General features: G+C 41.0%; 24 protein-coding genes. 1 reads left to right on the top strand and 23 read right to left on the bottom strand.

Annotated features, from left to right (window positions below; genetic code table 11):
* The 21 genes from lacB to gyrA form a co-directional block, all read right to left on the bottom strand.
* Positions 1–516 (bottom strand): galactose-6-phosphate isomerase subunit LacB, encoded by a 516-nt coding sequence (gene lacB / locus N8M16_RS00580; protein ID WP_001216910.1) that lies wholly within the window; start codon positions 514–516, stop codon positions 1–3.
* 30 nt (positions 517–546) lie between these two features.
* Positions 547–972 carry a galactose-6-phosphate isomerase subunit LacA gene (gene lacA / locus N8M16_RS00575; protein ID WP_000029277.1) on the bottom strand — a complete coding sequence of 142 codons (426 nt, stop codon included), beginning with the start codon at positions 970–972 and terminating at the stop codon, positions 547–549.
* 285 nt (positions 973–1,257) lie between these two features.
* Positions 1,258–2,154, bottom strand: a complete 897-nt coding sequence (locus tag N8M16_RS00570) for an aldose 1-epimerase family protein (protein WP_261069446.1) — start codon at positions 2,152–2,154, stop codon at positions 1,258–1,260.
* A gap of 98 nt (positions 2,155–2,252) precedes the next feature.
* Positions 2,253–3,728: a PTS galactitol transporter subunit IIC gene (locus N8M16_RS00565; RefSeq protein ID WP_261029919.1), complete on the bottom strand. Its 1,476-nt coding sequence runs from the start codon at positions 3,726–3,728 to the stop codon at positions 2,253–2,255.
* A gap of 46 nt (positions 3,729–3,774) precedes the next feature.
* Complete coding sequence (locus tag N8M16_RS00560; RefSeq protein ID WP_000590547.1) at positions 3,775–4,080, bottom strand: PTS sugar transporter subunit IIB; 306 nt, start codon at positions 4,078–4,080, stop codon at positions 3,775–3,777.
* Positions 4,081–4,118: 38 nt separating this feature from the next.
* Complete coding sequence (locus N8M16_RS00555; protein WP_191962439.1) at positions 4,119–4,595, bottom strand: PTS sugar transporter subunit IIA; 477 nt, start codon at positions 4,593–4,595, stop codon at positions 4,119–4,121.
* 261 nt (positions 4,596–4,856) lie between these two features.
* A complete protein-coding gene (gene lepA, locus N8M16_RS00550; RefSeq protein WP_001047207.1) occupies positions 4,857–6,680 on the bottom strand; it encodes a translation elongation factor 4 in 1,824 nt (607 codons plus the stop codon).
* Positions 6,681–6,758: 78 nt separating this feature from the next.
* On the bottom strand, positions 6,759–7,487 hold the full coding sequence (locus tag N8M16_RS00545; RefSeq protein WP_261069445.1) for a metallophosphoesterase family protein: 729 nt from the start codon (positions 7,485–7,487) through the stop codon (positions 6,759–6,761).
* Between the two features lies 1 nt (position 7,488).
* Positions 7,489–9,156, bottom strand: a complete 1,668-nt coding sequence (gene recN, locus N8M16_RS00540; protein ID WP_261069444.1) for a DNA repair protein RecN — start codon at positions 9,154–9,156, stop codon at positions 7,489–7,491.
* Positions 9,157–9,162: 6 nt separating this feature from the next.
* Entirely contained in the window at positions 9,163–9,594 is a 432-nt protein-coding gene (locus N8M16_RS00535) for an arginine repressor (RefSeq protein WP_125443849.1), read from the bottom strand.
* On the bottom strand, positions 9,587–10,402 hold the full coding sequence (locus N8M16_RS00530) for a TlyA family RNA methyltransferase (RefSeq protein ID WP_084887865.1): 816 nt from the start codon (positions 10,400–10,402) through the stop codon (positions 9,587–9,589). The genes N8M16_RS00535 and N8M16_RS00530 overlap by 8 nt, the downstream gene beginning before the upstream one ends.
* Positions 10,395–11,270: a polyprenyl synthetase family protein gene (locus N8M16_RS00525; protein ID WP_084887863.1), complete on the bottom strand. Its 876-nt coding sequence runs from the start codon at positions 11,268–11,270 to the stop codon at positions 10,395–10,397. The genes N8M16_RS00530 and N8M16_RS00525 overlap by 8 nt, the downstream gene beginning before the upstream one ends.
* Positions 11,267–11,479 (bottom strand): exodeoxyribonuclease VII small subunit, encoded by a 213-nt coding sequence (locus N8M16_RS00520; protein WP_084887861.1) that lies wholly within the window; start codon positions 11,477–11,479, stop codon positions 11,267–11,269. Before N8M16_RS00520 ends, N8M16_RS00525 begins: the two co-directional genes overlap by 4 nt.
* Positions 11,457–12,797: an exodeoxyribonuclease VII large subunit gene (gene xseA / locus N8M16_RS00515; RefSeq protein WP_261069443.1), complete on the bottom strand. Its 1,341-nt coding sequence runs from the start codon at positions 12,795–12,797 to the stop codon at positions 11,457–11,459. The genes N8M16_RS00520 and xseA overlap by 23 nt, the downstream gene beginning before the upstream one ends.
* 126 nt (positions 12,798–12,923) lie before the next feature.
* Positions 12,924–13,562: a uridine kinase gene (udk, locus tag N8M16_RS00510; RefSeq protein ID WP_049499387.1), complete on the bottom strand. Its 639-nt coding sequence runs from the start codon at positions 13,560–13,562 to the stop codon at positions 12,924–12,926.
* Positions 13,563–13,672: 110 nt separating this feature from the next.
* The gene (truB, locus tag N8M16_RS00505) at positions 13,673–14,551 is read right to left on the bottom strand and encodes a tRNA pseudouridine(55) synthase TruB (protein WP_261069442.1); all 879 of its coding nucleotides are present in this window, start codon (positions 14,549–14,551) and stop codon (positions 13,673–13,675) included.
* Positions 14,552–14,561: 10 nt separating this feature from the next.
* The gene (locus tag N8M16_RS00500; RefSeq protein WP_261069441.1) at positions 14,562–15,836 is read right to left on the bottom strand and encodes a DUF2130 domain-containing protein; all 1,275 of its coding nucleotides are present in this window, start codon (positions 15,834–15,836) and stop codon (positions 14,562–14,564) included.
* Positions 15,837–15,931: 95 nt separating this feature from the next.
* Positions 15,932–17,212, bottom strand: coding sequence for an O-acetylhomoserine aminocarboxypropyltransferase/cysteine synthase family protein (locus N8M16_RS00495; RefSeq protein WP_261069440.1), 1,281 nt, complete (start codon positions 17,210–17,212; stop codon positions 15,932–15,934).
* Positions 17,213–17,359: 147 nt separating this feature from the next.
* A complete protein-coding gene (locus N8M16_RS00490) occupies positions 17,360–18,157 on the bottom strand; it encodes a formate/nitrite transporter family protein (protein WP_020902891.1) in 798 nt (265 codons plus the stop codon).
* Between the two features lie 144 nt (positions 18,158–18,301).
* Positions 18,302–19,045 (bottom strand): class A sortase, encoded by a 744-nt coding sequence (locus N8M16_RS00485; protein ID WP_060628427.1) that lies wholly within the window; start codon positions 19,043–19,045, stop codon positions 18,302–18,304.
* Positions 19,045–21,513, bottom strand: coding sequence for a DNA gyrase subunit A (gene gyrA, locus N8M16_RS00480; protein WP_261014413.1), 2,469 nt, complete (start codon positions 21,511–21,513; stop codon positions 19,045–19,047). The genes N8M16_RS00485 and gyrA overlap by 1 nt, the downstream gene beginning before the upstream one ends.
* Before the next feature lie 194 nt (positions 21,514–21,707).
* Here gyrA and N8M16_RS00475 point away from each other — a divergent pair, with 194 nt between their 5' ends.
* Positions 21,708–22,694 carry an L-lactate dehydrogenase gene (locus N8M16_RS00475; protein ID WP_261069439.1) on the top strand — a complete coding sequence of 329 codons (987 nt, stop codon included), beginning with the start codon at positions 21,708–21,710 and terminating at the stop codon, positions 22,692–22,694.
* Between the two features lie 317 nt (positions 22,695–23,011).
* Here N8M16_RS00475 and pyk read toward each other — a convergent pair whose 3' ends face one another.
* Entirely contained in the window at positions 23,012–24,517 is a 1,506-nt protein-coding gene (gene pyk / locus N8M16_RS00470; RefSeq protein WP_261069438.1) for a pyruvate kinase, read from the bottom strand.
* Positions 24,518–24,575: 58 nt separating this feature from the next.
* Positions 24,576–25,583, bottom strand: a complete 1,008-nt coding sequence (gene pfkA, locus N8M16_RS00465) for a 6-phosphofructokinase (RefSeq protein WP_000820863.1) — start codon at positions 25,581–25,583, stop codon at positions 24,576–24,578.
* Between the last annotated feature and the right edge of the window lie 77 nt (positions 25,584–25,660).

Here is a 25,660-nt window from a genome sequence, read left to right as displayed (position 1 = left end):
TTAGTCGTGGTATTCTCCGCGATCCCATTTTTCAAGGAATTCAGTGAAGAAGTTTGCGTCTGTTTGTTGAGCATTGTGACTTTCAAGGTGTTCAATTTTCGCAATCAATTTTTTGTTTTCTTCAGATGGTTTGTATTCAGCATGGATGAAAGCTTCGATGATATCACACATGAGCAATTCACCAGTAATCTTACCACCAAAACCGATAACGTTAGCGTTCAATTGCTCTTTAGCATAAAGAGCTGTTGTCATATCACGAACCAAGGCAGAACGGACACCTGGAACTTTGTTTACAGCGTTGTTGATACCAACACCAGTACCACAGATACATACTCCAAGATCAGCTTGACCGCTAGTTACAGCTTCCCCTACTTTTTTACCAAAGATTGGGTAGTGAGTACGTGTATGGTCATATGTACCAAAGTCAATGACTTCATATCCTTTTGATTTCAAAAATTCTGAAACCGCCATTTTTTCATCTGTTACGATGTGGTCACATCCAATTGCAATTCTCATTTTTAACTTACCTTTCTTACTGTAATCTAATTAGCACATTTTGTTCAACATATCGACACGAATCTGGTGACGTCCACCATCGTATTTACCGTTAACAAATCCTTTAGCGATGTTTTTAGCCAATTCATCACCAACAAGTTGTGCCCCCATAGTGATCATACGTGAGTTGTTGTGACCACGAGTCATATAAGCTGAACGTTCGTCAGATACTTCTGCAGCAACCATTCCTTTGATCTTAGTGGCAACCATAAATGGACCAGCTCCATAAGCATCAATCACGATACCAAGGTTTTGTTCTTCTTTGTTTACTTCTGCAGCAACAGCAAGAGTCACATCAACAAAGTCTTGACCTTCAGCTGTAACATCCACAACGTGGAAGTTTTCTTTTTCCAAGAAGTCTTTCACAACTTCTTTCAATCTCAAACCTGCAGCATCTGCACCGATAACAATAGACATATTGTATACTCCTTTTATTTTTCTAGGCTAGTAAAAACTTTTATGGTTAGCAGTTTACCTACAAAAAGTTTTCTAGCAGTTTATTGACAAATTGGATTGAATGAGATGAATGACACCTTATTCAAGTTTAGGAAATCAGTTTCCTAGAAATAATCTTTCTCTACGAAAGAGAATATAACAAGCGATTGTTTGTTTGTGACAAACATCATTTGTTGCTTACAAACATAATATACTCCTATTTCTTTAAAAAGTCAACAATTAATGTTTGTTTTTGTTTTTTTTTAATTAAAAAATTTCGATATCAAAACCAATTTGATTCACTTGACCAGGTTCTAGGAGGCGAACATTCTTCTTATCTTCTAGATGATCTCCTTCTTCAAGGGATGTTGACAAGCCAGACCATGGTTCAAAAGCAATGAAAGGACCTTTATTCAAAGTTGACCAGATAATGAGATTTGGAAACTCTGCAAAATGCACTTTCAATCCCTTATCATGTTTACGAGAACGAAGGGCAATTGTTCTAGATTGCAATTCATCTAAGGTGACTGCATCTGTGCTGAAAAGATCATAATTAAGATCGATTTCTTTTTGCCCCTTTAGCCATGGACTTCTATCTTGAAAATCCAGCATACCCGTTTCTGGGAAAGGTCGTGGAACAGAGCAAGTCTCTTCTTTCTCAAACTCTAGATAATAATCTTCATAGACCTCATCATCCAGTAGAGGGCAATTAAATCCTGGATGTCCACCAATAAAGTAAGGCAGGACCTTGCTAGTTTCTTTATTGAAAATCTTGTATTGAGTCCGTACTGTCTTTCCAGTAAGGCTATAAGTGATTTCTAGACGGAAATGATAAGGGTAGTTCTGATAGCTATTCTCATCGTCTTCAATTGCAAAAGTTACACTATTATCTGTCTGTTCAACTAATTCAAATTCTTTCTTGCGGACCAGACCATGACGAGGAATCTTTCCTTTACTTTCTTGTCCATTATCATCTATATAAAGTGCTGTATCCCCTCTCAATGAACCACAAATGGGAAAGAGAACAGGAGCTTGTCCACTCCAATAAGTAGCATCCCCTTGCCACAAATACTCAACTCCCTCGGCATCTTTTATAGAAGAAAGAGCCCCACCAAAACTGTTAAATTCAACTCTTAATTGTTCTGATTTTAATTCAATTACCATTATTTTCTCCGATTTCTTGATAGTTTATAAAAAACTAGGTTGTCACTCCTAATGGTATGACAACCTAGTTTCAACAATTTACATTTTATAGGAGCGTATTATTTTGCTTTTGCTGCGTACTCTTCGTTACGTTTGATCATTTGTTTTCTGTACCAAGCAAAGATACCGATATAGAATACAAGGAAGACTACAGCACCAAGGATTGCTTTGATATCACCTGTTGTAGTGTTACCAATTGTCCAACCAAGAAGTTTTTCGATTGGTCCTTCAAGAGTTGAGTGAGTAATCAATTGAGTTTCACTCACACCTGCTGGGAAGGCACCTACACCTTTAGCAAGTTCTGTTGCAAATGGTGCGATAAGTGTACCTGAAAGAAGGAAGAGTGGCAACAAGAGTGTTCCGAAGATAATCATACGGAGCAATTTACCACGTGTTACAACCAAGAGAGCTGGAGTAACACCCATAGCGATAATACCTGCAAGTGGCAATATACCATTTCCAACTTTTGAAAGAAGCACAGCTTCAATCAACATGATTGGTGCAAGTACGTTGGCACAAGCCCAGATTTCAGCACGACCAGCGATGAATGGCCAGTCAAGACCGATGTTGAATTTACGTCCTTGAAGACGTTTAGTAGCAACGTTTGTAATACCTTGTGATAGTGGTTCTACGGCTGCGATGAACCATGAACCGATAAGTGAGAAGAGTTCCAAAGATACACCGGCAGTCAAACCAAGAGACAACCATCCTTTGATAACAAGACGCCATTTATCTGCATCTGCAACCCCTTCAATTGGATGTGGAGTTCCCATAATACCGATTACAATACCAAGAATGAAACCGATAAAGAATTTAGATCCCCAGAAACCGATTTTTTTGTTCAATTTAGCAGCATCAAAGTCATATTTATCAAGACCTGGGAAGAATTTTTCAAAAATCTTATCCAAAACCATGATAACTGGGTTCATCATGTAGTTCATGTGAGTTGATGTCATAGGTGATGAACTTGGTGCGTTAAGAAGGTCATCAAATGTAGGTTTCATCAAGTCAGAGTTTATAATTTTCAACACACCAACAAGTACGATAGCTGCTGTAGCAATCAAGAGTGAAACCCCTTGGCTCACACCGTTGTTGTCTGCATACCATTTAATCAAAAGACCTGTGATAGACAAGTGCCAGATATCGAAGATATCGACGTCAAGTGTATCAGTTTTCTTCATAGCAAGCATTACTACGTTGACAATCAACATGATAAGCAAGAAGTAAAGTGTCCAAGCAGATCCCCAAGTGATTGTTGCAAGTGGTGCCCAACCAACGTCAGTGATACTCAATTGGATACCAGTATTTTCAACGAATTTTGCAAGTGATGCTGAGAAAGCACCATTTAGCATACCGATGATAGCTCCGATACCAGTAAGAGCGATGGCAAGTTTGATACCACCTTCAAGCGCTTTGGAGAATTTCACTCCAAAAAGTAAAGCCAATACTGTCAAAATGATCAGCATGATGACAGGTCCACCCATATCTAAGATAGGTGTGAAAAATTCTTTGATTAGACCAAAGATTGCATCCATAACAGTTCCTCCCTTTTTATGTTATATGAATGTTAACAAATTAAAATTAGCTTAACCCGTGTTCTTTAATAGCTGCTTCAATATTGTCAAATACTGGAGCGCTCATTGCTGGGATACGGAATAAAATTGGTCCAGCTTCGATAACTGGAATACCTGGGTCAAAACCAAGGTCTGTAGCAGCAATTGGTGTGAAGATGTCATAACCTTTGATAAGGTCTTCGTTAACGTCTTTTACCATAACTGCATCACAGTGAACATCAAAACCGCGGTTTGAAAGTTCTTCTTCAAGAGCACTTTTAATTTGGTGGCTTGAGTTAACACCTGCACCGCAGGCAGCAAGAATTTTAATCATATGGATTTCCTCCGATTTAATATTTTTAATAGACAAGATTATGCAGTTGCTTCAGCGATATAAGCATAGAGGGCTTCAGGATCAGAAATTTTTGATAGGTCTTCAAGATGACCATTTCCAGTAAAGAAGTCCATCAACTGAGCAAGAATGTTCGTTTGACTTGAACTTGAGTTATTAATGATAAAGAAGAGCAAGGATACCTCTACTTCCTTATCTGGTGCAATCATATTGTGGAAAGTCACAGGTTTATCTAATCGAACGACCACAACTTTTTCGGCTAGATTATGAACAATATCTGTGTGAGGAATAGCTACATTTGGCAAATCCTTACCCAAAAATTCCATATCTAGGCCAGTTGGAAATGACTTTTCACGCGTAATCAAGGCTTCACGATAAGTTGGAGTTACGATTTCTCGTTCTTCCAATAAAGTTGCAACCTGATCAAAGAGATGTTCTTGATTATCCGCTTCTAAGCAAAACACAAGGTTTTTGTCAAAGAAATGATCTAATCCCATAAGGTTTTCCCTTCTTTCCATTAACTTTATGCTATAAGTATAACACTATATGAAATCGTTGTCAATATTTTTTGTTGTTTTTTGTCCTTTTTTTGATTATTTTGTTTATTTTTTATCTTTACAATCAAAACAAACATTTAAAACAAACACTTTAAACGATTTAATCCTATTATAAATGCAAAAAAACAGGCCTATTTAAGCCTGTTTTACTATTGATCCTTATGTAAATTTCCTGTGAACAAGAAAAACAATTATGATAACTTATTCTTCATCCATGCTCAAGACGCTCAGAAAGGCTTCTTGTGGAACTTCTACTGATCCGATTGCTTTCATACGTTTCTTACCAGCTTTTTGTTTTTCAAGGAGTTTACGTTTACGAGAAACGTCACCACCATAACATTTAGCAAGTACGTTTTTACGAAGGGCCTTGATATCAGTACGAGCCACAATTTTGTGTCCAATAGCTGCTTGGATTGGCACCTCAAATTGTTGGCGAGGGATGATTTTCTTAAGCTTATCAACGATGAGTTTCCCACGTTCATAAGCAAAGTCCTTGTGAACGATAAAGCTGAGGGCATCCACCTTATCTCCGTTGAGAAGAATATCCATTTTCACTAGCTTAGATGGACGGTACTCTGACAATTCGTAGTCAAAGCTTGCATAACCACGTGTCGAAGACTTAAGCTTATCAAAGAAGTCAAAGACGATTTCAGCAAGAGGAATTTGATAGATAACATTGACACGGTTATCATCGATATAATCCATAGTCACAAAGTCTCCACGCTTGCGCTGAGCCAATTCCATCACTGCCCCAACAAACTCCTGTGGTACCATGATTTGCGCCTTAACATAAGGCTCTTCAATAGTCGCAATCTTGGTTGGGTCTGGGAACTCAGATGGGTTAGACACATCCATAGACTCACCATCAGTCAAATTAACCTTATAGATAACGGATGGAGCTGTCATGATGAGGTCGATGTTGAACTCACGTTCCAAACGTTCTTGGATGACATCCATATGGAGAAGTCCAAGGAAACCACAACGGAAACCAAATCCAAGTGCCTGAGATGTTTCTGGTTCAAACTGAAGACTAGCATCATTCAGTTGCAATTTTTCAAGGGCTTCACGTAGGTCATTGTACTTGTTTGACTCGATAGGATATAGCCCCGCAAAGACCATAGGATTCATCTGCTTGTAGCCATGTAATGGCTCTGCTGCAGGATTGGTTGCCAAGGTAACAGTATCACCCACACGAGTGTCCTGAACCGTCTTGATAGAAGCAGCAATATAACCAACGTCCCCAGTCGCAAGGAAATCACGACCAACTGCTTTGGGTGTAAATATACCGACTTCGGTCACATCAAAGGTCTTGCCATTGCTCATAAGCTGAATCTTATCGCCAGGTTTAACCACCCCATCCATGACACGCACTTGAAGAATAACTCCACGGTAAGCATCATAAACAGAGTCGAAAATCAAGGCCTTAAGTGGTGCCGTCACATCACCTGTTGGCGCTGGCACTTTTTCTACGATTTGCTCTAGAATTTCTTCGATGCCAATACCAGCCTTAGCAGAAGCCAAAACTGCTTCACTGGCATCCAAACCAATGACATCCTCAATCTCAGTACGCACGCGCTCAGGATCTGCAGCTGGCAGGTCAATTTTATTAATGACTGGCATGATTTCCAAATCATTGTCCAAGGCCAGATAAACGTTGGCAAGGGTTTGGGCCTCAATCCCTTGGGCAGCATCGACGACCAAAATCGCTCCCTCACAGGCAGCTAGCGAACGTGAAACTTCATAGGTGAAGTCTACGTGCCCCGGCGTGTCAATCAAGTGGAAAATATAAGTTTCCCCATCTTTTGCAGTATAATTCAGCTCGATGGCATTCAACTTAATGGTAATCCCACGTTCTCGTTCTAGATCCATGCTGTCCAAAAGTTGAGCTTGCATTTCACGGCTTGAAACGGTCTCAGTCTTTTCCAAAATGCGGTCTGCTAGAGTTGATTTCCCGTGGTCAATATGGGCGATAATAGAGAAGTTACGGATCTTCTCCTGTCGTTTTTTCAATTCTTCTAAGTTCATGATTCTCTTCCTTTCAGGGTATCTATTTATTATAAATTGTTTTTGACATTTTGACAAGACTATACCCTGCTAGGAGTACTAATCTTCAGCAACAAAGCCGTCATTTTCGATAAAGTGGTGTTCTGTCATTCCTTGGTCTGTAAAGACAATCCCATGAAGGACACCACCATAAACAGCTCCTCCATCCATTCCAATCTTGCCATCTTCTGTAGTCCAAAGCTCAGCAGTACCACGCTCTTGCTTTAACAAACCATAAACCGGTGTATGGCCAAAGACAATGATTTTTCCAGTATGATTTTCTGCTTCGTGGAATGGTTTTCTAAGCCAGACTTTCTTGTAATCTGTGGTTTCATGCCAGTCATCTAAGGTTAAATCAATGCCTGCGTGAACAAAGATATACTTGTCTGTCTCTACCACAAACGGCATTTGACGAATAAATTCGACCAAGTCTGCCGCTTCAGTAGCAACACGCTTGGCATCCTCAACTCCATCAACTGGTGCATCCAAGGGACGACCTAGGATAGAGTTAATGGTTGTATCTCCACCATTTCGACGATAGTGGTCATAACTTTCTTCTGGGTCATCTAGCCAAGTCAAAAACATATACTCGTGATTTCCTGACAAACAGATAGCCCCTTGATTATCGACCAAGTCCTTAACCATCTCTAGAACACGGCAACTATCTTCACCACGGTCAATCAAGTCCCCTAGAAAGAGCAACTGGGTCTGACCATTCCATGTTTTGAGAAGGTCTTCCAGCATCCCAGCTTTTCCGTGAACATCTCCAATTACATAATAGTCTGTCATCTTATTTCTCCCTGTTTCTCAACAATTCTCTGGCTTGCGTCAGGGCTGCTTCCGTCACATCATCACCTGCCAACATCTTAGCAACTTCCTCGACTCGCTCTTCAATCGTCAAGAGACGAACAGTCGAAACTGTTGAATGGTCATTACTAATCTTCTCAATAAAGAATTGATAATCCGCAATCGCAATCACTTGTGGCAAGTGGGAGATAGCTAGAACCTGACCATGTTGGCCAATCTTGTGAATCTTCTGTGCAATCGCCTGAGCTACACGGCCTGAAACTCCTGTGTCCACCTCATCAAAGACAATGCTGGTCTTGCCTTCTTTACGTGAAAAGGCAGACTTAATGGCTAGCATGAGACGAGATAATTCCCCACCAGATGCAACCTTAACTAAGGGTTTAAAGTCTTCGCCAGGGTTGGTTGAAATGTAAAACTCAACCATTTCATTTCCCTCACGACTGAATTTTCCCTTGCTAAAACGAACCTGAAACTGGGCTTTTTCCATATAGAGGTCTTGCAGTTCTTGTTTAATCTCTGCTTCTAGCTGCTGAGCCAAGTCATGACGAGCAGAGGCAAGCTGACCTGCCAAATCAATAAGATTGACTTCTAATTTCTTGAGCTCTGCTTCCATGTCCTCAGACGAAAGGTTATTACCTGTCAAAAGATTGTATTCTTCTGTAATTTTGGCAAAATAAAGCAAGACATCATCCACAGTTCCACCATACTTACGAGTAATGGTATGAAGAAGGTCCAAACGATTCTCAACCTGCATGAGGCGATTGCCATCAAAATCAAGGCCCTCAATGATAGCTTCCAAACGCTTGCTAATGTCTTCTAAGACATAGTAGGTCTCAGACAGAGAGCTTGAAATTTCACGGTAGTCAGGGTCATACTCTTCGACACTTTCCATGTCATTCATGGCCGAACGAACATTGGCCAGACTCGAGAACTCTTCATTGTCCAACATGCTGTAGGCATTGGTTAGGGTATCTGCAATATTTTTATGGTTGAGGAGTTTATCTCGTTCTTGGTTGAGAGCCAGATCTTCACCAGCTTGCAAGTTTGCTGCCTCAATTTCTGCCATTTGAAATTCCAACATTTCAATACGAGCCTTGTGTTCCTGTTGGTTTTTCTTAACTTCCAGAACCTGCTTGCGCATTTTTCGATAGGCATCAAAACTCGTCTGGTAGGTTTCTTTCAATTCCCAAAAAGCTGCATCGCCAAATTCATCCAACATCTGGATGTGCAGTTGAGGACGCATTAACTCTTCTTGGTCATGCTGACCATGTATATCCACCAGATGTTGCCCAATAGCACGCAAAACAGACAGATTGACCATCTGGCCATTCACACGGCTGATACTACGACCATTTTGCAAGATTTCTCGACGGATGATAATCTCATCACCCATTTCCAAACCTTGCTCATCAAAAATTTCCTGTAAAAGGCGACTATTCTCAACTGAGAAAAGCCCCTCTATCTCTGCCTTTGGCGCACCATGACGAATAACATCTGTCGTCGCACGAGCTCCCAACATCATATTCATGGCATCAATGATAATCGACTTCCCTGCACCCGTTTCACCAGTCAGGACAGTCATCCCCTTTTCAAAATTGAGGGAAATAGCCTCAATAATGGCAAAGTTTTTTATCGAAATTTCAAGTAACATATAGACCTACCAATTTTTTACTTGTTCAAAGATTTCCTCAGCTAGACTTTCAGTTCTGGCAATGACTAAAATCGAGCTATCATCAGCTAAACAGCTAAAAATCTTATCCGCAAAAGTCTCGGTTAACTGAGCTTTTACAAAAGCTGTATTTCCTGGGATAACTTGGAGATTGATCATCTTGTCCATCAATTCAGCTGACTCAATATTGTCTTCAGCCAGTTGCAAACTTTTCACGATTGATTTTGGCAATTCATAGACATAGGTATTGTCTCTCAAAGGAATTTTGACAATACCTAGCTCTTTGATATCTCGTGATACCGTCGCTTGAGTGGCAGTGATACCTGCTTCTTTCAAATGTTCTACGATTTCTTCTTGTGTACCGATTTGATAATCTGTCACAAATCGTCTAATTTTTTCAAGTCTCTCTTTTTTATTCATTTTTAAATTGACTATGCGCCCTCTCTACTACTTCTTCAATTTCAGCAAGAACCTGGTTGCTTGCTGACTCTTCTTTTTTCAAATACGCTAAAAACTCAATATTTCCATGTCCACCTTGGATCGGAGAAAAGTCCAAACCAAGAACTGAAAATCCTTTCTCTACTGCCATAGCTGTGACAGATTCAAGGACATTCTGATGGACCTTAGCATCTCGAATGATTCCATTTTTTCCAATCTGCTCACGTCCTGCCTCAAACTGGGGCTTAACCAGAGCCACGACCTGACCTTGATCTGCCAAGACACGGTGCAAGGCCGGAAGGATCAAACTGAGAGAAATAAAACTCACATCAATACTGGCAAAGCTCGGTTCCTTTTCGAAATCAGTCTTTTCAGCATAGCGGAAATTGAACTGCTCCATGCTGACAACTCTTGGGTCTTGGCGTAATTTCCAAGCCAACTGATTGGTACCAACATCAACTGCAAAGACTAACTCAGCACCATTCTGCAACATGACATCGGTAAAACCTCCAGTAGAGGCACCGATATCAATCGTTGTAGCTCCTTCCACTGACAAATCAAAGACCTGCAAGGCCTTTTCTAATTTCAAGCCACCACGGCTGACATACTTGAGTTTCTCCCCCTTGAGTTTTAGCTCGGTGTCACCTGGAATTTTCTCTCCTGGCTTGTCAAACCGTTCTCCATTAAGGACTGCTACGACTAGGCCAGCCATGACACCACGCTTGGCCTGCTCTCTCGTTTCAAACAAGCCCTGTTTATAAGCTAGTACATCCACTCTTTCCTTAGCCATTGATTCTCAAACTTTCTACTACTTTCACAATCGATTCTATCTTAAAGGGAACATACTGGGCAATTTCTTCTAATTTGACATTAGCTTGATCCAAAGTCTGGTTACAAAAGGCAATAGCCTCTTTCAAGCCCAACAAAGCAGGATAGGTTGATTTTTCTGCCTGTAGGTCCTTTTGTGGTGTCTTGCCAATTTCCTCAAAACTAGCTGTCACATCCAGTACGTCATCTCGAACTTGAAAAGCAAGCCCAATCAATTCACCTACAGTTTTAAGTTTTGCCTGCATCTCAGGTGCCAATTCAGCTATAATAGCAGCTGCTTGGAAGGGATAGGCTAGTAATTTCCCAGTCTTATTGGCATGAATAGTCTGAAGTTCTTCCAAAGACAAATGCTGATGTTCGCCCTCCATATCCAAAATCTGCCCTGCTACCATGCCTAGACTTCCTGAAGCAAGAGATAAGTTTGCAATCAAGTTTACCTTTATCTGACTTGGCAAATCTGCCTGCGCTATCAAGGCATAAGGATCTAGGAACAAGGCATCTCCTGCCAAAATGGCCATTGCTTCGCCGAATTTCTTATGATTTGTCAAGCGTCCCCGACGGTAATCATCATCATCCATAGCTGGAAGATCATCGTGAATCAAGCTCCCTGTATGAATCATTTCCAAGGCCGCAGCTACCTGCGCGTGAGCAGGTTTGATGGCAATATGCAAGGCTTCCAGAACTTCTAACAAGAGAAAAGGCCGAATACGCTTGCCACCAGCATGAATGGAATAGAGAACAGACTCTCGCAAACTAGAGGCAAACTGCTGGTCTCCATAAAAATCTTCCAAGGCTAACTCGACAAGAGCTAATTTTTCTTGCTTTTTCATTCAAAATCACTTTCTGTTCCGTCTTCTTGCATGACCTTGACCAAGGTCTTTTCAGCCTTGTCCAGCGTAGCTTGGAGCTCTTTTGACAAGACCATACCATTTTGAAAGGCCGCAATCGCATCTTCCAGAGCAATTTCACCATTTTCCAAACTTTGGACAATGGTCTCCAGTTCTGCTAGATTTTCCTCAAATTTCTTTTGTTTTGACATCTTTAACCTCTAATTCTACTCGACCATCTCGCATCAAAAGCGTCACTTGGTCTTTTTTCTTCAAACTCCCAACCGAATCTACAACGGACTCTTCTTTCTTGACAATAGCATAGCCACGCGCCACGATTCGACTGGTATCCAACATCAACAAGGCTTCCGAAAGTCGCTTCACTTCAGCAACCTTAGCATCATAAACCAGCGCCATTTGGCTGCTTAAGAGCTTATCCAACTGACCAAGACGGTCTTGATAACGTTGAATTTTGACAATAGGTGATAATTGCACTAGTTGATGAGTCCTTGCTTGGACGACTTGTTTGTTATCAGAAATCCGTGTTCGCAAACTTTGTTTTAAGCGCAATTGCAGTTGATCCAAGCGTTGCAAATAGCCATCATACAAGCGCTCTGGCTGTCTAAAGATAACAGACTGACTGCATTTTTTCAAAGCTTCTTGTTTCTTAGATAGAACATTTCGGACTGCTGTTGCCATTCGTTTTTCCTGATTTTGCAAATGAGCCAATATATCCAACTTGGTCACAGGTGTTGCTAGTTCAGCAGCAGCTGTTGGTGTCGCAGCCCGTCTATCTGCCACAAAATCCGCCAAGGTCACATCCGTCTCATGCCCCACACTAGAGATAACTGGCAAACGAGATTCAAAAATAGCTCGTACCACAATTTCTTCGTTAAAGGCCCAGAGATCCTCTATGGAACCACCACCACGACCAATAATCAGCAAATCCAAATCGTCTCGTTGATTAGCACGCGCAATATTTCGAGCAATTTCCTCCGCAGAACCTTCACCTTGAACCTTAGTTGGATAAAGTAGAATATCGACACCTGGAAATCGTCTGCTGACGGTCGTGATGATATCTCGAATAACGGCTCCACTGCGACTGGTTACTACACCAATTCTCTTAGAAAATTGGGGCAGAGGTTGCTTGAACCTCTCTTGAAACAGGCCTTCTTCTGCCAATTTTTTCTTGAGTTGTTCAAACTGAATCGCAAGCGCCCCAACCCCATCAGGCTCTGCCTTTTCAATGATAATGGAGTAGCTTCCACTTGGCTCATAGACCTGCACACGCCCAATCACATTGATCTTCATCCCTTCTTCCAGGTCGAAACCTAATTTCTGATAAATTCCAGACCAGATGGTCGCTTGAATAACTGCATGGTCATCTTTTAGGGAGAAATATTGGTGAGTAGGTCGTTTACGAAAATTGGAAACTTGACCAGTTAAATAGACCCGTTCCAAGTAAGGGTCTTTATCGAATTTCATTTTCAGATACTTGGTCAAAGTTGTTACCGATAAATACTTTTCCATCTCCACCTACTATTCATTTTCTTGCTCTTTCATGGGTATTATTATACCAAAAATATGCCTAAAAATCTCCATTTATGTACCATTATGAGGGAAAAATAAAAAAGGAGGCAAGGCCTCCACATCTGATTATTTGCTGTTTCGAGCTTCTTCCAAAATCTTTGCAATCTTGGTCGTCAATAGGTCAATAGCAACTGTATTGCTGACTCCCTCAGGAATGACGATATCAGCATAACGCTTAGTCGGCTCGATAAACTGATGGTACATGGGTTTAACCACACCTAAATACTGGTCAATAACGCTATCAAGACTACGACCACGCTCTTCCATATCGCGCTTGATACGACGAATAATGCGCACATCATCATCCGTATCCACAAAAATCTTGATATCCATCAAATCGCGCAGGCGCTTGTCCTCCAAGACTAAAATCCCCTCAACGATAAAGACATCCTGAGGCTCCTGACGATAGGTCCTGCTACTTCGTGTATGCTCTGTATAGTCATAAGTCGGGATGTCCACCGGACGACCCGCCAACAATTCCTTAATCTGCTCGATCATCAAGTCTGTATCAAAGGCAAAAGGATGGTCATAGTTGGTTTTGACACGCTCTTCAAAGGTCAAATGAGACTGATCCTTGTAGTATGAATCGTGCTCAATCATGGAAATCTTTTCATCAGGAAAATGCGATAAAATGGCTCTTGAAACACTGGTTTTACCACCACCAGAACCACCTGTCACTCCGATAATGATTGGTCTATTTTGCATGCTATCCTCCGTTTTTTTATCCGTCGTCTATTCTATCACATTTTTTGCAAAATTTATAGTCTGATTTGGATAGTCTAGTTGAAGAATTCCATCCCCACACTCCGGTCAGATTAGATAAAAACCTTCCTTGGCTTGTAGAGATTGTCCCGTTTTTCTAGAATGGCTAGCAATTTATCATCTTCAAAAGCAGCTAATTCCTTATCCGACTGTTCTAACTCAATAAAACGACCAAAGCGCACTTCTGTAGCCTCTTCTGGAGTTAGGAAAACTTTGACAAGGTCACCTGTTCCAATCTCTAGAGGATGGAGAAAATCTAATTGCTCATCCTCCACTTTTCTAGCAATTTCTTCCAAGGTAAGAGCATCTTCTAGTTGCAAACCAGCTGCACTAGTTCGAGTCAGATGTGACATATGGGCCGCATAACCAAGTTTTTCTCCCAAGTCAACCGATAAGGTACGAATATAGGTTCCCTTGCTACATTTCACACGAAAAGTAAAACGTGCTAGATTCCCCTCGTAAGAAATCGGACTTGTTCGCTCAAATTGATAAATGGTCACCTGACGTTCTGGACGTTCCACTTCCTGACCAGCACGCGCATACTCATAAAGCTTACGACCATTGACCTTGACAGCCGAATACATAGGTGGAATCTGACTAATAGGTCCTGTCAGACTGGCGATTGCTTCATCAACAAGCTTTTCATCCAAGGGCGATAAAACAGGTGTCTCTGCAACCACTTCCCCACTGGCATCCTCAGTCGTCGTGGAATAACCCAGAGTGATTTCCCCCTCATAGACCTTGCCCTCATCCTGCATGAACTCGACCATGCGTGTCGCCTTGCCCACCGCAATAGGCAAAACACCCACCACATCCGGATCCAAGGTCCCACCATGACCAATTTTCTTAGTTCCCAAAATCTTACGCAGTTTAAAAACCGCATCATGCGAGGTCATGCCCGCTTCTTTTTTTAAGTTGATAATACCGTTCATTTTTGCTTTCTCACTCCCCCTTCAGAGCTTCAAATTTCGCTTTCATGGTTGGATTTTTTCGAGTCAATTTTTTGACCGAAACATCTTCCAATTTATTGTTTGCGAGGCGGAGTTGGTTTTCAGATGTTGTTAGGAACTTTTTAACCTCTTCCATCCGTTTTATGGCCTTGTCGATTTCATCGATTGCCTTACCAAAGTTGGTAGAAGCTGAATTATAGTTCTTGGCAAAAGCTAGTTTAAAGGCATCCAAGTCTTCTTCAAAATGCGTAATGTCTATATTTTGCTCCCGAACCAAGGCCAACTCCTGCTTGTATTTTAGGGAATTTAGCGCCGCATTTCGTAAGAGCCCAATCAACTGGATAAAGAATTGAGGGCGAACCACATACATCTTTTCATACTCGTGGCTGACGTCAACAATCCCTGTGTTAAAGTAATCATTATCGGCTTCAAGCATGGTTACCAAAACCGCATATTCACAGTTCTTCTCCCGACGGTCCTTGTCCAATTCCTTGTAAAAATCTGCATTCTTGTGCTTCTTCTCTGTTCCGTCCGCTTCATTTTTCATCTCAAACATGATGGAAATGATTTCAACACCATTTTCATCACATTCACGGAAGATAAAGTCCCCCTTAGACCCACGCGCTGAAACCTTGTTATCCTTCTCAAAGTAAGCATTTGGAAAGGCAAAACTACGGACCTTGTTAAACTCACTCTCTGCATACTGTTCCAAACTTTCCCCAATCGCTTTTGTAGATTGTTGGGCTTTGAAATTCTTGTAAAATTCGACTTGTTCACTGGCTGCCTTGAGTTGAGCTTCATAGTTTTGTTTAACAGAAGCTAGAGAAAGCTCGTTTTCCTTTTCTTGCAGTAGGAGCTGATTTTTGACCTGATCCCGTTCTTTTTCTAGGTCAGAAAGGGTCTTTTGCAGTTGATTTTCATGCTCCAAACGCAAGGTGGCCAATTGGTTTTCCAAGGCCTGCACTTCCTTGTCCTTAGCCAATAAGGCCTGATGGCTTGTCTGTTCAACCTCTTTCTTGGCCAATTCTTTTTCTGTATCAAAGTTTTGGATTTGACTCTGTAATCGCGCAATTTCTTGGTCTTTTTGAGCTAGTTTGGTCTGTTGTTCATTCATTACCTTTTGCTCAGCCAAGGCAAGTTCCTGCTTCATCCGATCGTGTAGTTCCTTATCAAACTCTGCTGTTCTCACTTGAGACAGAAGTTCGGCATACTGACTTTCATTTACTGTAAAGACTTCCCCACAGTTGGGGCATTTGATTTCGTTCATATCGTTCCTCCTTCTAGACTTCTTTATCCATTATATCATGCCTGAGAGAAAATCAAAAACAGCGAGTCGAAACCCACTGTTTATCTTCTTTTACTTTAAATTTTCTCCAAGGCCAATCGCAAGTCTTCAATCAAATCATCTACATTTTCAAGTCCGATTGACAAGCGGATTTGGTTTGGTGTGACTCCTGCTGCTTCTAGGTCTTTTTCTGACAATTGACCGTGAGTGGTTGTAGCTGGATGGACCACAAGAGATTTAGCATCTGCTACGTTTGCAAGGTCAGAAAAGATTTCTAAATGATCAATTACCTTGCGAGCTTCTGCCTCCCCACCTTTGACATGGAAGGTAAAGATTGAGCCCACACCTTTTGGCAAGTATTTCTCAGCCAAAGCATGGTAAGGACTATCTGCCAATTTTGGATAGTTAACTTTTTCTACCTTAGGATGGTTGACAAGGAAATCAACAATTTTCTCTGCATTTTGCACATGACGTTCGACACGAAGAGAAAGTGTTTCCAGTCCTTGAAGCAAGAGGAAGGCATTAAATGGTGACAAGGCTGCACCTGTATCACGAAGCAATTGGACACGGACAGCGATAATAAAGGCTGCTGCACCCACATCACGAGTATAGCTCAAGTTGTGATAGCTTGGATCCTCGTCAACAAATTGAGGGAATTTCCCTGAAGCCGCCCAGTCAAAACGACCACTATCAACGATCACTCCACCAATAGTCGTACCATGGCCACCGATAAACTTAGTCGCAGAGTGAATGGCAATATCTACACCGTGAGAAAAGACATTAATCAAGTAAGGTGTGGCAAAGGTATTATCCGAAACAAGTGGAATTTGGTACTTATGAGCAATCTCAGCCAATTTTTCCAAGTCAGGTATGTTAATCAAGGGATTCCCCAAGGTTTCAATCAAAACTAGCTTGGTATTGTCTTTGATCGCTGCTTCTACTTCCTCCAAATTATCAACATCGACAAAGGTTGTTGTGATACCATAACGAGGAAGGGTTTCCTTCAAGAGATTGAAGGTTCCACCGTAAATAGTTGAGGCTGCTACTACATGGTCACCAGCGTGGGCAAGTGCCAAAATCGTATAAGTCACTGCGGCCATACCTGATGCTGTTGCAAGAGCTCCAACACCACCTTCAAGGGCAGCGATTCTTTCTTCAAAGGCAGCTGTTGTAGGGTTGGTGATACGAGTATAAATGTTCCCTGGTTTTCTCAAGGCAAAAAGATCTGCACCTTCCTGCGTGTCATCAAAAACAAAAGATGTTGTTTGATAAATCGGCACTGCACGAGACTTGGTAGCTGGATCCACAACTTGACCAGCATGCAGTTGCAAAGTTTCAAATTTAAAATCACGAGTCATAAGGCGACCTCCAAATAGTTTGATTAAAGATATTGTAGCACCTTAAGGTATAGTTTACAAATATCAGTTTTCTATATTTTGATATAGTAAATAACTATTACCTTATTTTAAAAATGAAAAAAGCACGACTCAATCGTGCTCATTTTCTTAATCTACATAAGTATCTTCATTTTTATTGAGGAAGGCATATGGAAGACCCATCAAGAGGCCTCCTCCGATAAAGTTTCCGATGAAGGTTACACCCCAGTGGCGAAGCATATTTCCAATACCGAAGTTGGCAATTGAGTCAGCAGCAACACTGAATTTTACAATCGCGAAAGAAGCAAAGTTCGCAGCAATGTGCTCGTTTGTTAAGAATACAAACATGTAAATCGCTGATAAAACGAGCCAAAGTTTGGCGCCACCATCTTTGACCAAAACAAATGAAAGAATCGCAATATTTACGAAAATATTTGCCAAAATCGCCTCAAGCAAGATTAATTCATTTGAACGGCCTAACTTCATCTCAACAACCCCTGAGATGAAACTATCGTGAGTCAGATGTGCATAGGCTGCTGAGTGGGCAAAGCCCCAACCTGCTATCAAAGCCCCGATAAGGTTGAACAAGGTACAGTAAAGTAAAATCTCAGCTGTTTTTCTCCAAGAGATTTTTTTCAAGAAACTACCAGCAGTCAAGAACATCATGTTTGATGTTACCAACTCGGCATTCAAGAAAACAATGTAGGCCAAGCCCCAAGCAAAGACAAAGGGGAAGAGGAAACGTCCACTACCTGGTGCAATTTTATTAATCAAGTCAGCCCCAACTGCACCAGCAGCTGTACTGAAGGTTAAAAATGCACCTGCGAACATAGAACGAATCGCATACTTAAATTTGCTTTGACTATAAAGACTTTCCTTCTTCTTGCAAGCAAATTCAATCTTTGAGATAAATTCTGAAGAAACCATAATAAACTCCTAAAAATTTTTTACCTGATAATTATATCACAAGCTTTAAAATTAAGGAAGCGTTTTCTGTATTTCATAACAGTTTATTTTGAAACTCAATCTATAAAAAAATCAGTAAAATCTAAGATTTTACTGATTTTATCTTTAATAGCGCTGTTTATATGGTTGATTGAAAGCTGTTAGAATTTCTTCAGGTGTTTGTGAATAATCTTTTGTATCTTTCAAGTCACCTTTTACGATAATACGCTCTGTCGCATCATAGTCTACACATGTTACAAGTGTGATTTCATCAACACCACTACGATCATCAATCTCATCGACGCGATCTGGTGTCACATGCTTCACTTCTCGAATTTCATAGGTATAAACTTTATCCTTATCAGTTAGATAAATTTTCATCCCATTTTTAGCGCGTGCCAGTGGAGAAAAGAGCATTTGACTGGCATTTTCTGCTGTAAAGATGTGGTGGCTCGCAAGTGAATAGTTTCCTTTCCCCATCACTTGGTCACGCTTCATTGTACCAGCTCCATAGAAGAGATTGACATTATCAAGCCCCTTAAAAATAGGCAAGTTAATTTCTACCTCAGGGACAGCAATTCCACCGATAACTGGCAATTTTTGCGAATCCCATTGTGAGGATAAGACAGCTTCTGACGAGATGGCTTTTACGGAATCAAAGTCAAAATTCCCTTCTGTATCTTGATTTTCTTCCAATTTTTCTTTTGATACTTGGCTGACTTGGTATTTATTGGTATTCCAAACCATGAACATATCACGAATTTTTGAATTGAAAATCAAAGCCACTGACAAGAGGATTAAAAACCCTGCCAAGATATTGATTAGTAAATTTTTACGGTTTGTTTTCTTTTTGTTCTTTTTATGAGACATTATGCTTCACCTTCTGTTTCGTTTCCTGTCCCAACTTCTTCTTTTTCTGCCGCTGCAACCGTAGTAAAGGTTACAATTTTAGCATCTTGGTCCAGGCGCATCACTTTAACTCCCATAGTTGAGCGACCTGTTTGTGAAATATTGGCAACGTTGGTTCGAATCATGACACCTGTATCAGTGATAATCATCAAATCTTCATCACCTTTTACAGTCATAAGACCAGCAAGGGAACCATTCTTTTCAGTAATTTTAGCAGTTTGCATCCCTTTACCACCACGACCTTTAGTTGGATATTCGGTCGCAACTGTGCGCTTACCAAATCCTTTTTCAGTGATAATAAGAACCTCGTCCTGATCTGTAATCACACTAGCACCAACAACTGTGTCTCCGTCACGAAGGTTAACACCTTTCACACCAGTGGCGACACGACTCATACCACGAACAGCTGATTGATTAAAGCGAACTGAATAACCAAACTTTGTACCAATGATAATATCCGTGTCCTCTTCTGTCAGCAAGACATTAATCAACTCATCTTCATCTTTAAGATTCAGAGCTTTAAGTCCATTTTGACGAATATTAGCAAATTCCTTAACGCTGGTTCTCTTCACAATACCATGACGAGTTGTGAAGAAAAGATAAGCATCATCGCTACGTTCAGATTCAACATTGATGATGGTCTGAATACTTTCACCTTCATCCAATTTCAAAAGATTGACAATCGGTAATCCCTTGGCTGTACGGCCATACTCAGGAATTTCATAGCCTTTCAGGCGATAAACACGGCCTTTATTTGTAAAGAAGAGTAGGTGATCATGAGTGCTAGTTGACACTAACTCTCGGACAAAATCATCATCCTTAACACCTGTACCTTGAACACCACGACCACCACGTTTTTGAGCGGTGAACTCAGCTTGGTCGAGACGTTTGATGTATCCCTTGTTAGAAAGTGTAATCAAGACATCCGTTTCTTCAATCAAATCCTCATCTTCGAGGCTTAAGACTTCACCGACCATCAATTCCGTACGACGTTGGTCACCAAATTTACGTTTAACTTCATCTAATTCATCTTTAATGATTTGAGAAACACGTTCCGGCTTAGCTAGAATATCTGCTAAATCCGCAATCAGAGCCAAGAGGTCATCATACTCAGACTGAATCTTATCGCGTTCCAAACCTGTCAAACGACGAAGACGCATATCAAGGATGGCCTGACTTTGACGTTCAGAAAGCTTAAACTTACTCATCAACTCAGCTTGTGCTTCCGCATCCGTTTCACTAGCACGGATGATACGAATCACTTCGTCGATATGGTCTAGCGCAATCAAGAGACCTTCTAAGATATGAGCACGCGCTTCTGCTTTTTCCTTATCAAAACGAGTCCGACGAACAACCACTTCTTTTTGGTGCTCGATATAAGCATCCAAAATCTGACGAAGGGACAAAATCTTCGGTACACCATTTTGGATAGCAAGCATATTGAAACCAAAGTTGGTTTGCATCTGGGTCATCTTGAAAAGATTGTTGAGGATAACATTGGCTGAGGCATCGCGCTTAACTTCGATAACAAATCGAACCCCTTCGCGGTTTGACTCATCACGTACCGCCGTAATACCTTCGATTCGTTTTTCCTGAACCAAACGAACAATATGCTCATGCACCTTTGTTTTATTGACCATATAAGGAAATTCTGTTACAACAATACGCTCACGGCCAGTCTTAGTTTCTTCAATTTCAGTACGTGAACGAAGGACAATAGAACCTTTACCTGTTTCATAAGCCTTATGAATACCTGATTTCCCCATAACAAGAGCACCAGTTGGAAAATCTGGTCCAGGTAAGACTTCCATCAAGTCCTTAGTGGTCACTTCAGGATTGTCCATAACCAACTTCACCGCATCAATGGTTTCTCCCAAGTTGTGAGGCGGAATATTGGTTGCCATCCCAACCGCAATACCAGTTGCTCCATTAACTAAAAGATTTGGAAAGCGTGCTGGCAAGACCAAGGGTTCACGTTCATTGGCATCATAGTTATCAACGAAATCAACTGTATTTTTGTTAATATCACGAAGCATTTCCAGAGCAATCTTGCTCATACGTGCCTCAGTGTAACGCTGGGCGGCAGCACCATCACCATCCATGGAACCAAAGTTCCCATGACCATCTACAAGCATGTAACGGTAACTCCACCATTGAGCCATACGGACCATGGCTTCATAGATAGAGGAATCCCCGTGTGGGTGATATTTACCCATGACATCCCCAGTAATACGAGCAGATTTTTTATGTGGTTTGTCTGGAGTAACACCCAATTCATTCATTCCATAGAGAATCCGACGGTGAACAGGTTTCAAGCCATCTCGAACATCAGGAAGGGCTCGCGCTACGATAACACTCATGGCGTAGTCGATAAAGCTCGTCTTCATCTCCTTTGTCAGATTGACATTCACTAAATTTCTATCCTGCATTAATAAATGCCTCATTTCACTATTAGTAATTAACTATATTATACCATAATGTCCGCTATATTTCAGGTATCTAAAATCACTAAAACGTTTACATCAAGAACTGAAATGCATATCCGTGACAAAGCTTTTCAAAAGTGATAAAATTGAAATAACTGGGGAAATCCCTGAATAAAATTAAGGAGATGTTTAGAATAATGACTTCAACTAAACAACACAAAAAAGTTATCCTTGTCGGTGATGGTGCTGTAGGTTCTTCTTACGCTTTTGCACTTGTTAACCAAGGAATTGCACAAGAGCTTGGAATTATCGAAATTCCACAATTGCATGAAAAAGCTGTTGGTGACGCGCTTGACCTTAGTCACGCCCTTGCCTTCACTTCACCTAAAAAAATCTATGCAGCTCAATACTCTGACTGTGCAGACGCTGACCTTGTTGTGATCACTGCAGGTGCGCCTCAAAAACCAGGTGAAACTCGTCTTGACCTTGTAGGTAAAAACCTTGCTATCAACAAATCAATCGTAACTCAAGTTGTTGAATCAGGTTTCAAAGGTATCTTCCTTGTTGCTGCTAACCCAGTTGACATCTTGACTTACTCAACTTGGAAATTCTCTGGATTCCCTAAAGAACGCGTTATCGGTTCAGGTACTTCACTTGACTCAGCTCGTTTCCGTCAAGCACTTGCTGAAAAACTTGATGTTGATGCTCGTTCAGTGCACGCCTACATTATGGGTGAACACGGTGACTCTGAGTTCGCTGTTTGGTCACACGCTAACATCGCTGGTGTAAACCTTGAAGAATTCCTTAAAGACACTCAAAATGTTCAAGAAGCTGAATTGATTGAATTGTTCGAAGGTGTTCGTGATGCAGCCTACACAATCATCAACAAAAAAGGTGCAACATACTACGGTATCGCAGTAGCCCTTGCTCGTATCACTAAAGCAATCCTTGACGACGAAAACGCAGTACTTCCACTTTCAGTATTCCAAGAAGGTCAATACGGAGTTAAAAACGTCTTTATCGGTCAACCAGCTGTTGTTGGTGCACATGGTATTGTTCGTCCAGTAAATATTCCATTGAACGACGCAGAAACTCAAAAAATGCAAGCATCTGCTAAAGAATTACAAGCTATTATTGACGAAGCATGGAAAAACCCAGAATTCCAAGCTGCTTCTAAAAACTAATTTAGATAGTAATAACTCCTTGAGTCATCAGGGAGTTATTTTTTATCTCTATCTTAACTAAACATTTTATGAAGTTTACGTAAAAAACAACATAACTTTAAAAGCTATCATGTCACAGTTTGGGCATAAATACGAAAACTACCAATTAGATCTATCCTCACGTTACAAAAAGTCTGTAGCAAGCAGTATTTGACGCACTTGATACCGTCGCATTAAATCGAAAGTAAAAAATTTTGCCCCATTTGTGCTCCATTGACAAAAAAAGAGCCCATCATACAGACTAGAAAGCTTGATATGATAGGCTTTTTAATGTTAGATTAACGTACTGTACGGATACGCATTGTGTTTGTACGAACAGCTTCTCCAAGTGGTACACCAGCTACGATAACGATATCGTCACCAGATTTTACAAGACCTGCTTCAACTGCTTTACGTTCAGCAATTTCGAACATATCGTCAGTTGATGATGGAGCATCTGTCAACATTGGGATAACACCCCAGTTCAACATCAATCCACGTTCTGTCAATTCGTCGAATGTCAATGCCAAGATGTCAGCATTTGGACGGTATTTAGAAATCAAACGTGCAGTGTGACCTGTCTTAGTAAGAGTTACAACCAATTTGATATCCATTGAGTTAGTAGCATCTTTAACAGCTGAAGCCATTACTTCTGTCTTAGAGTTACGTTCAAATGAATCTGAGTTCAAACGACCGTATTCGTTAAGAAGAGTTTGAGCGTTCTTGTCGATTGTAGCCATTGTAGTTACTGACTCAAGTGGGTATTTACCATTTGCAGACTCACCTGAAAGCATTGTTGCGTCAGTTCCGTCGATAACAGCGTTGAATACGTCTGATACTTCTGAACGAGTTGCACGTGGTTTTTCAGTCATTGTTTCAAGCATGTTTGTTGCAGTGATAACAACTTTACCTGCAGCGTTCACTTTAGTGATGATCATTTTTTGGTAAACTGGAACCATTTCGAATGGAACTTCGATACCCATGTCACCACGAGCGATCATGATACCATCAGCAGCTTCGATGATTTCATCCAAGTTGTCGATACCTTGTTGGTTTTCGATTTTAGCGAACAATTGAACATGTCCATTTCCAGTTTCTTCACAGATTGCACGAACTTCGTTCACATCTTTTGCAGTACGTACGAATGAAATCGCGATGAAGTTGATACCTTGTTCAAGGCCGAAACGGATATCGTCGTTATCACGTTCAGCAAGTGCTGGGAAAGGAATTTTAGTGTTAGGGATGTTAACACCTTTTTGTTTAGCAATTACGCCATCGTTTTCAACTTCAACTTCAAATTCACGAGTTGCATCATCTTTAGCAACCACACGAAGACCAAGTTTACCATCGTCAACCAAAACTTGACGACCAACTTCAACATCATCATAGATATCAAGAGCACCAGCAACGTTCAATGCAATCACATCACGAGTTGATTTGATTCCTTGTTTAGTTGCAACACGGATTTTCTCACCAGTTTTGTATGAATACTCTTTAGCTTCACCTTCGAACAATTCTGTACGGATTTCTGGTCCTTTTGTATCAAGAAGGAAACCAACTTTTTTACCTGCAAGTTGTTCTGCAAGTTTAACAGTTGCCATACGCTCACCTTGTTCTTGGTGGTCACCGTGTGAGAAGTTGAAACGGAATGTGTTAGCACCAGCTTCAATCAATTTAGCAATGTTTTTAGCTGAAGCTTCAACATCAAGTTTTTCGCCCCAGTATCCGTCATCACCGAATTTTTTACCACCACGGATTTCTACCGCAGGTCCCAAAGTTGCAACGATTTTTACACGTTTGTTCATGATTTTTGTGACTCCTTTATATATATGACCTTTTTGGTCTTATTAACTAAATTATAAATTATGACAAGCTCTTATTCAAGCTAGATAGCTCAAGGTCAGCCTTGTGTGGGTTGTTAACCACAATCTTACCATCTGCAGTAAGGCTAAACAATGCTCCTTCTTCTGCAGTTCCAAGAATTGGGTTTTCAACCATTTTCTCGTTACGGATACCAACCGCAACACCACCGATACCTTCTTTAAGAAGTTTAACAGCATGTGCACCCATACGTGATGCCAAAACACGGTCACGCGCAGTTGGAGAACCACCACGTTGAATATGTCCAAGTTCTGTCACACGAAGGTCACTTGTGTCTCCAGCTTCTTTTAGTTTTTGACCAAATTCAGCCGCTGACATCACACCTTCAGCCAAGACGATGATATTGTGTTTTTTACCACACTCATAACCACATTTAATGCTTTCTACGATATCTTCAATCTTGAAGCCTTCTTCAGGAATGATGATTTCATCAGCACCAGTTGCGATACCTGCCCAAAGAGCGATATCACCTGCGTTACGTCCCATAACTTCGATAACAAAAGTACGACGGTGACTTGATGACGTATCACGAATCTTATCGATAGCGTCCATAGCAGTCGTAACCGCTGTATCAAAACCGATTGTGAAGTCAGTACCAACGATATCGTTATCGATTGTACCTGGAAGACCGATAGCTGGGAAGCCATGTTCAGTCAAACGCATAGCACCGTGGTAAGATCCGTCACCACCGATAACAACTACACCTTCGATTCCGTGTTTTTTCAATTGCTCAATCCCTTTAAGTTGCCCTTCAAGTTGAGCGAACTCTGGATAACGAGCTGAGTGAAGGAAAGTACCACCACGAGAAATGATGTCTCCTACTGAAGCTGCATCTAGGGGATGAATTTCACCAGCAACCATACCAGCATATCCATCATAGATACCAAATACTTCCATTCCTTCTGAAATTGCTTGACGAACAACTGCGCGGATGGCAGCGTTCATACCAGGGGCGTCTCCACCACTAGTCAAAACAGCAATACGTTTCATATTGGTTATGCTCCTTTTTCTTTTAACATTCTTACTGATTATACCACATTTACGTTGAAAATTCTTCTATTTTCCGT

This window comes from Streptococcus mitis (genome assembly GCF_946188375.1).
Taxonomy (GTDB): domain Bacteria; phylum Bacillota; class Bacilli; order Lactobacillales; family Streptococcaceae; genus Streptococcus; species Streptococcus mitis_CX.
The sequence above is the reverse complement of the archived record's forward strand: the minus strand, read 5'-3'. Positions and strand labels throughout refer to the sequence as shown.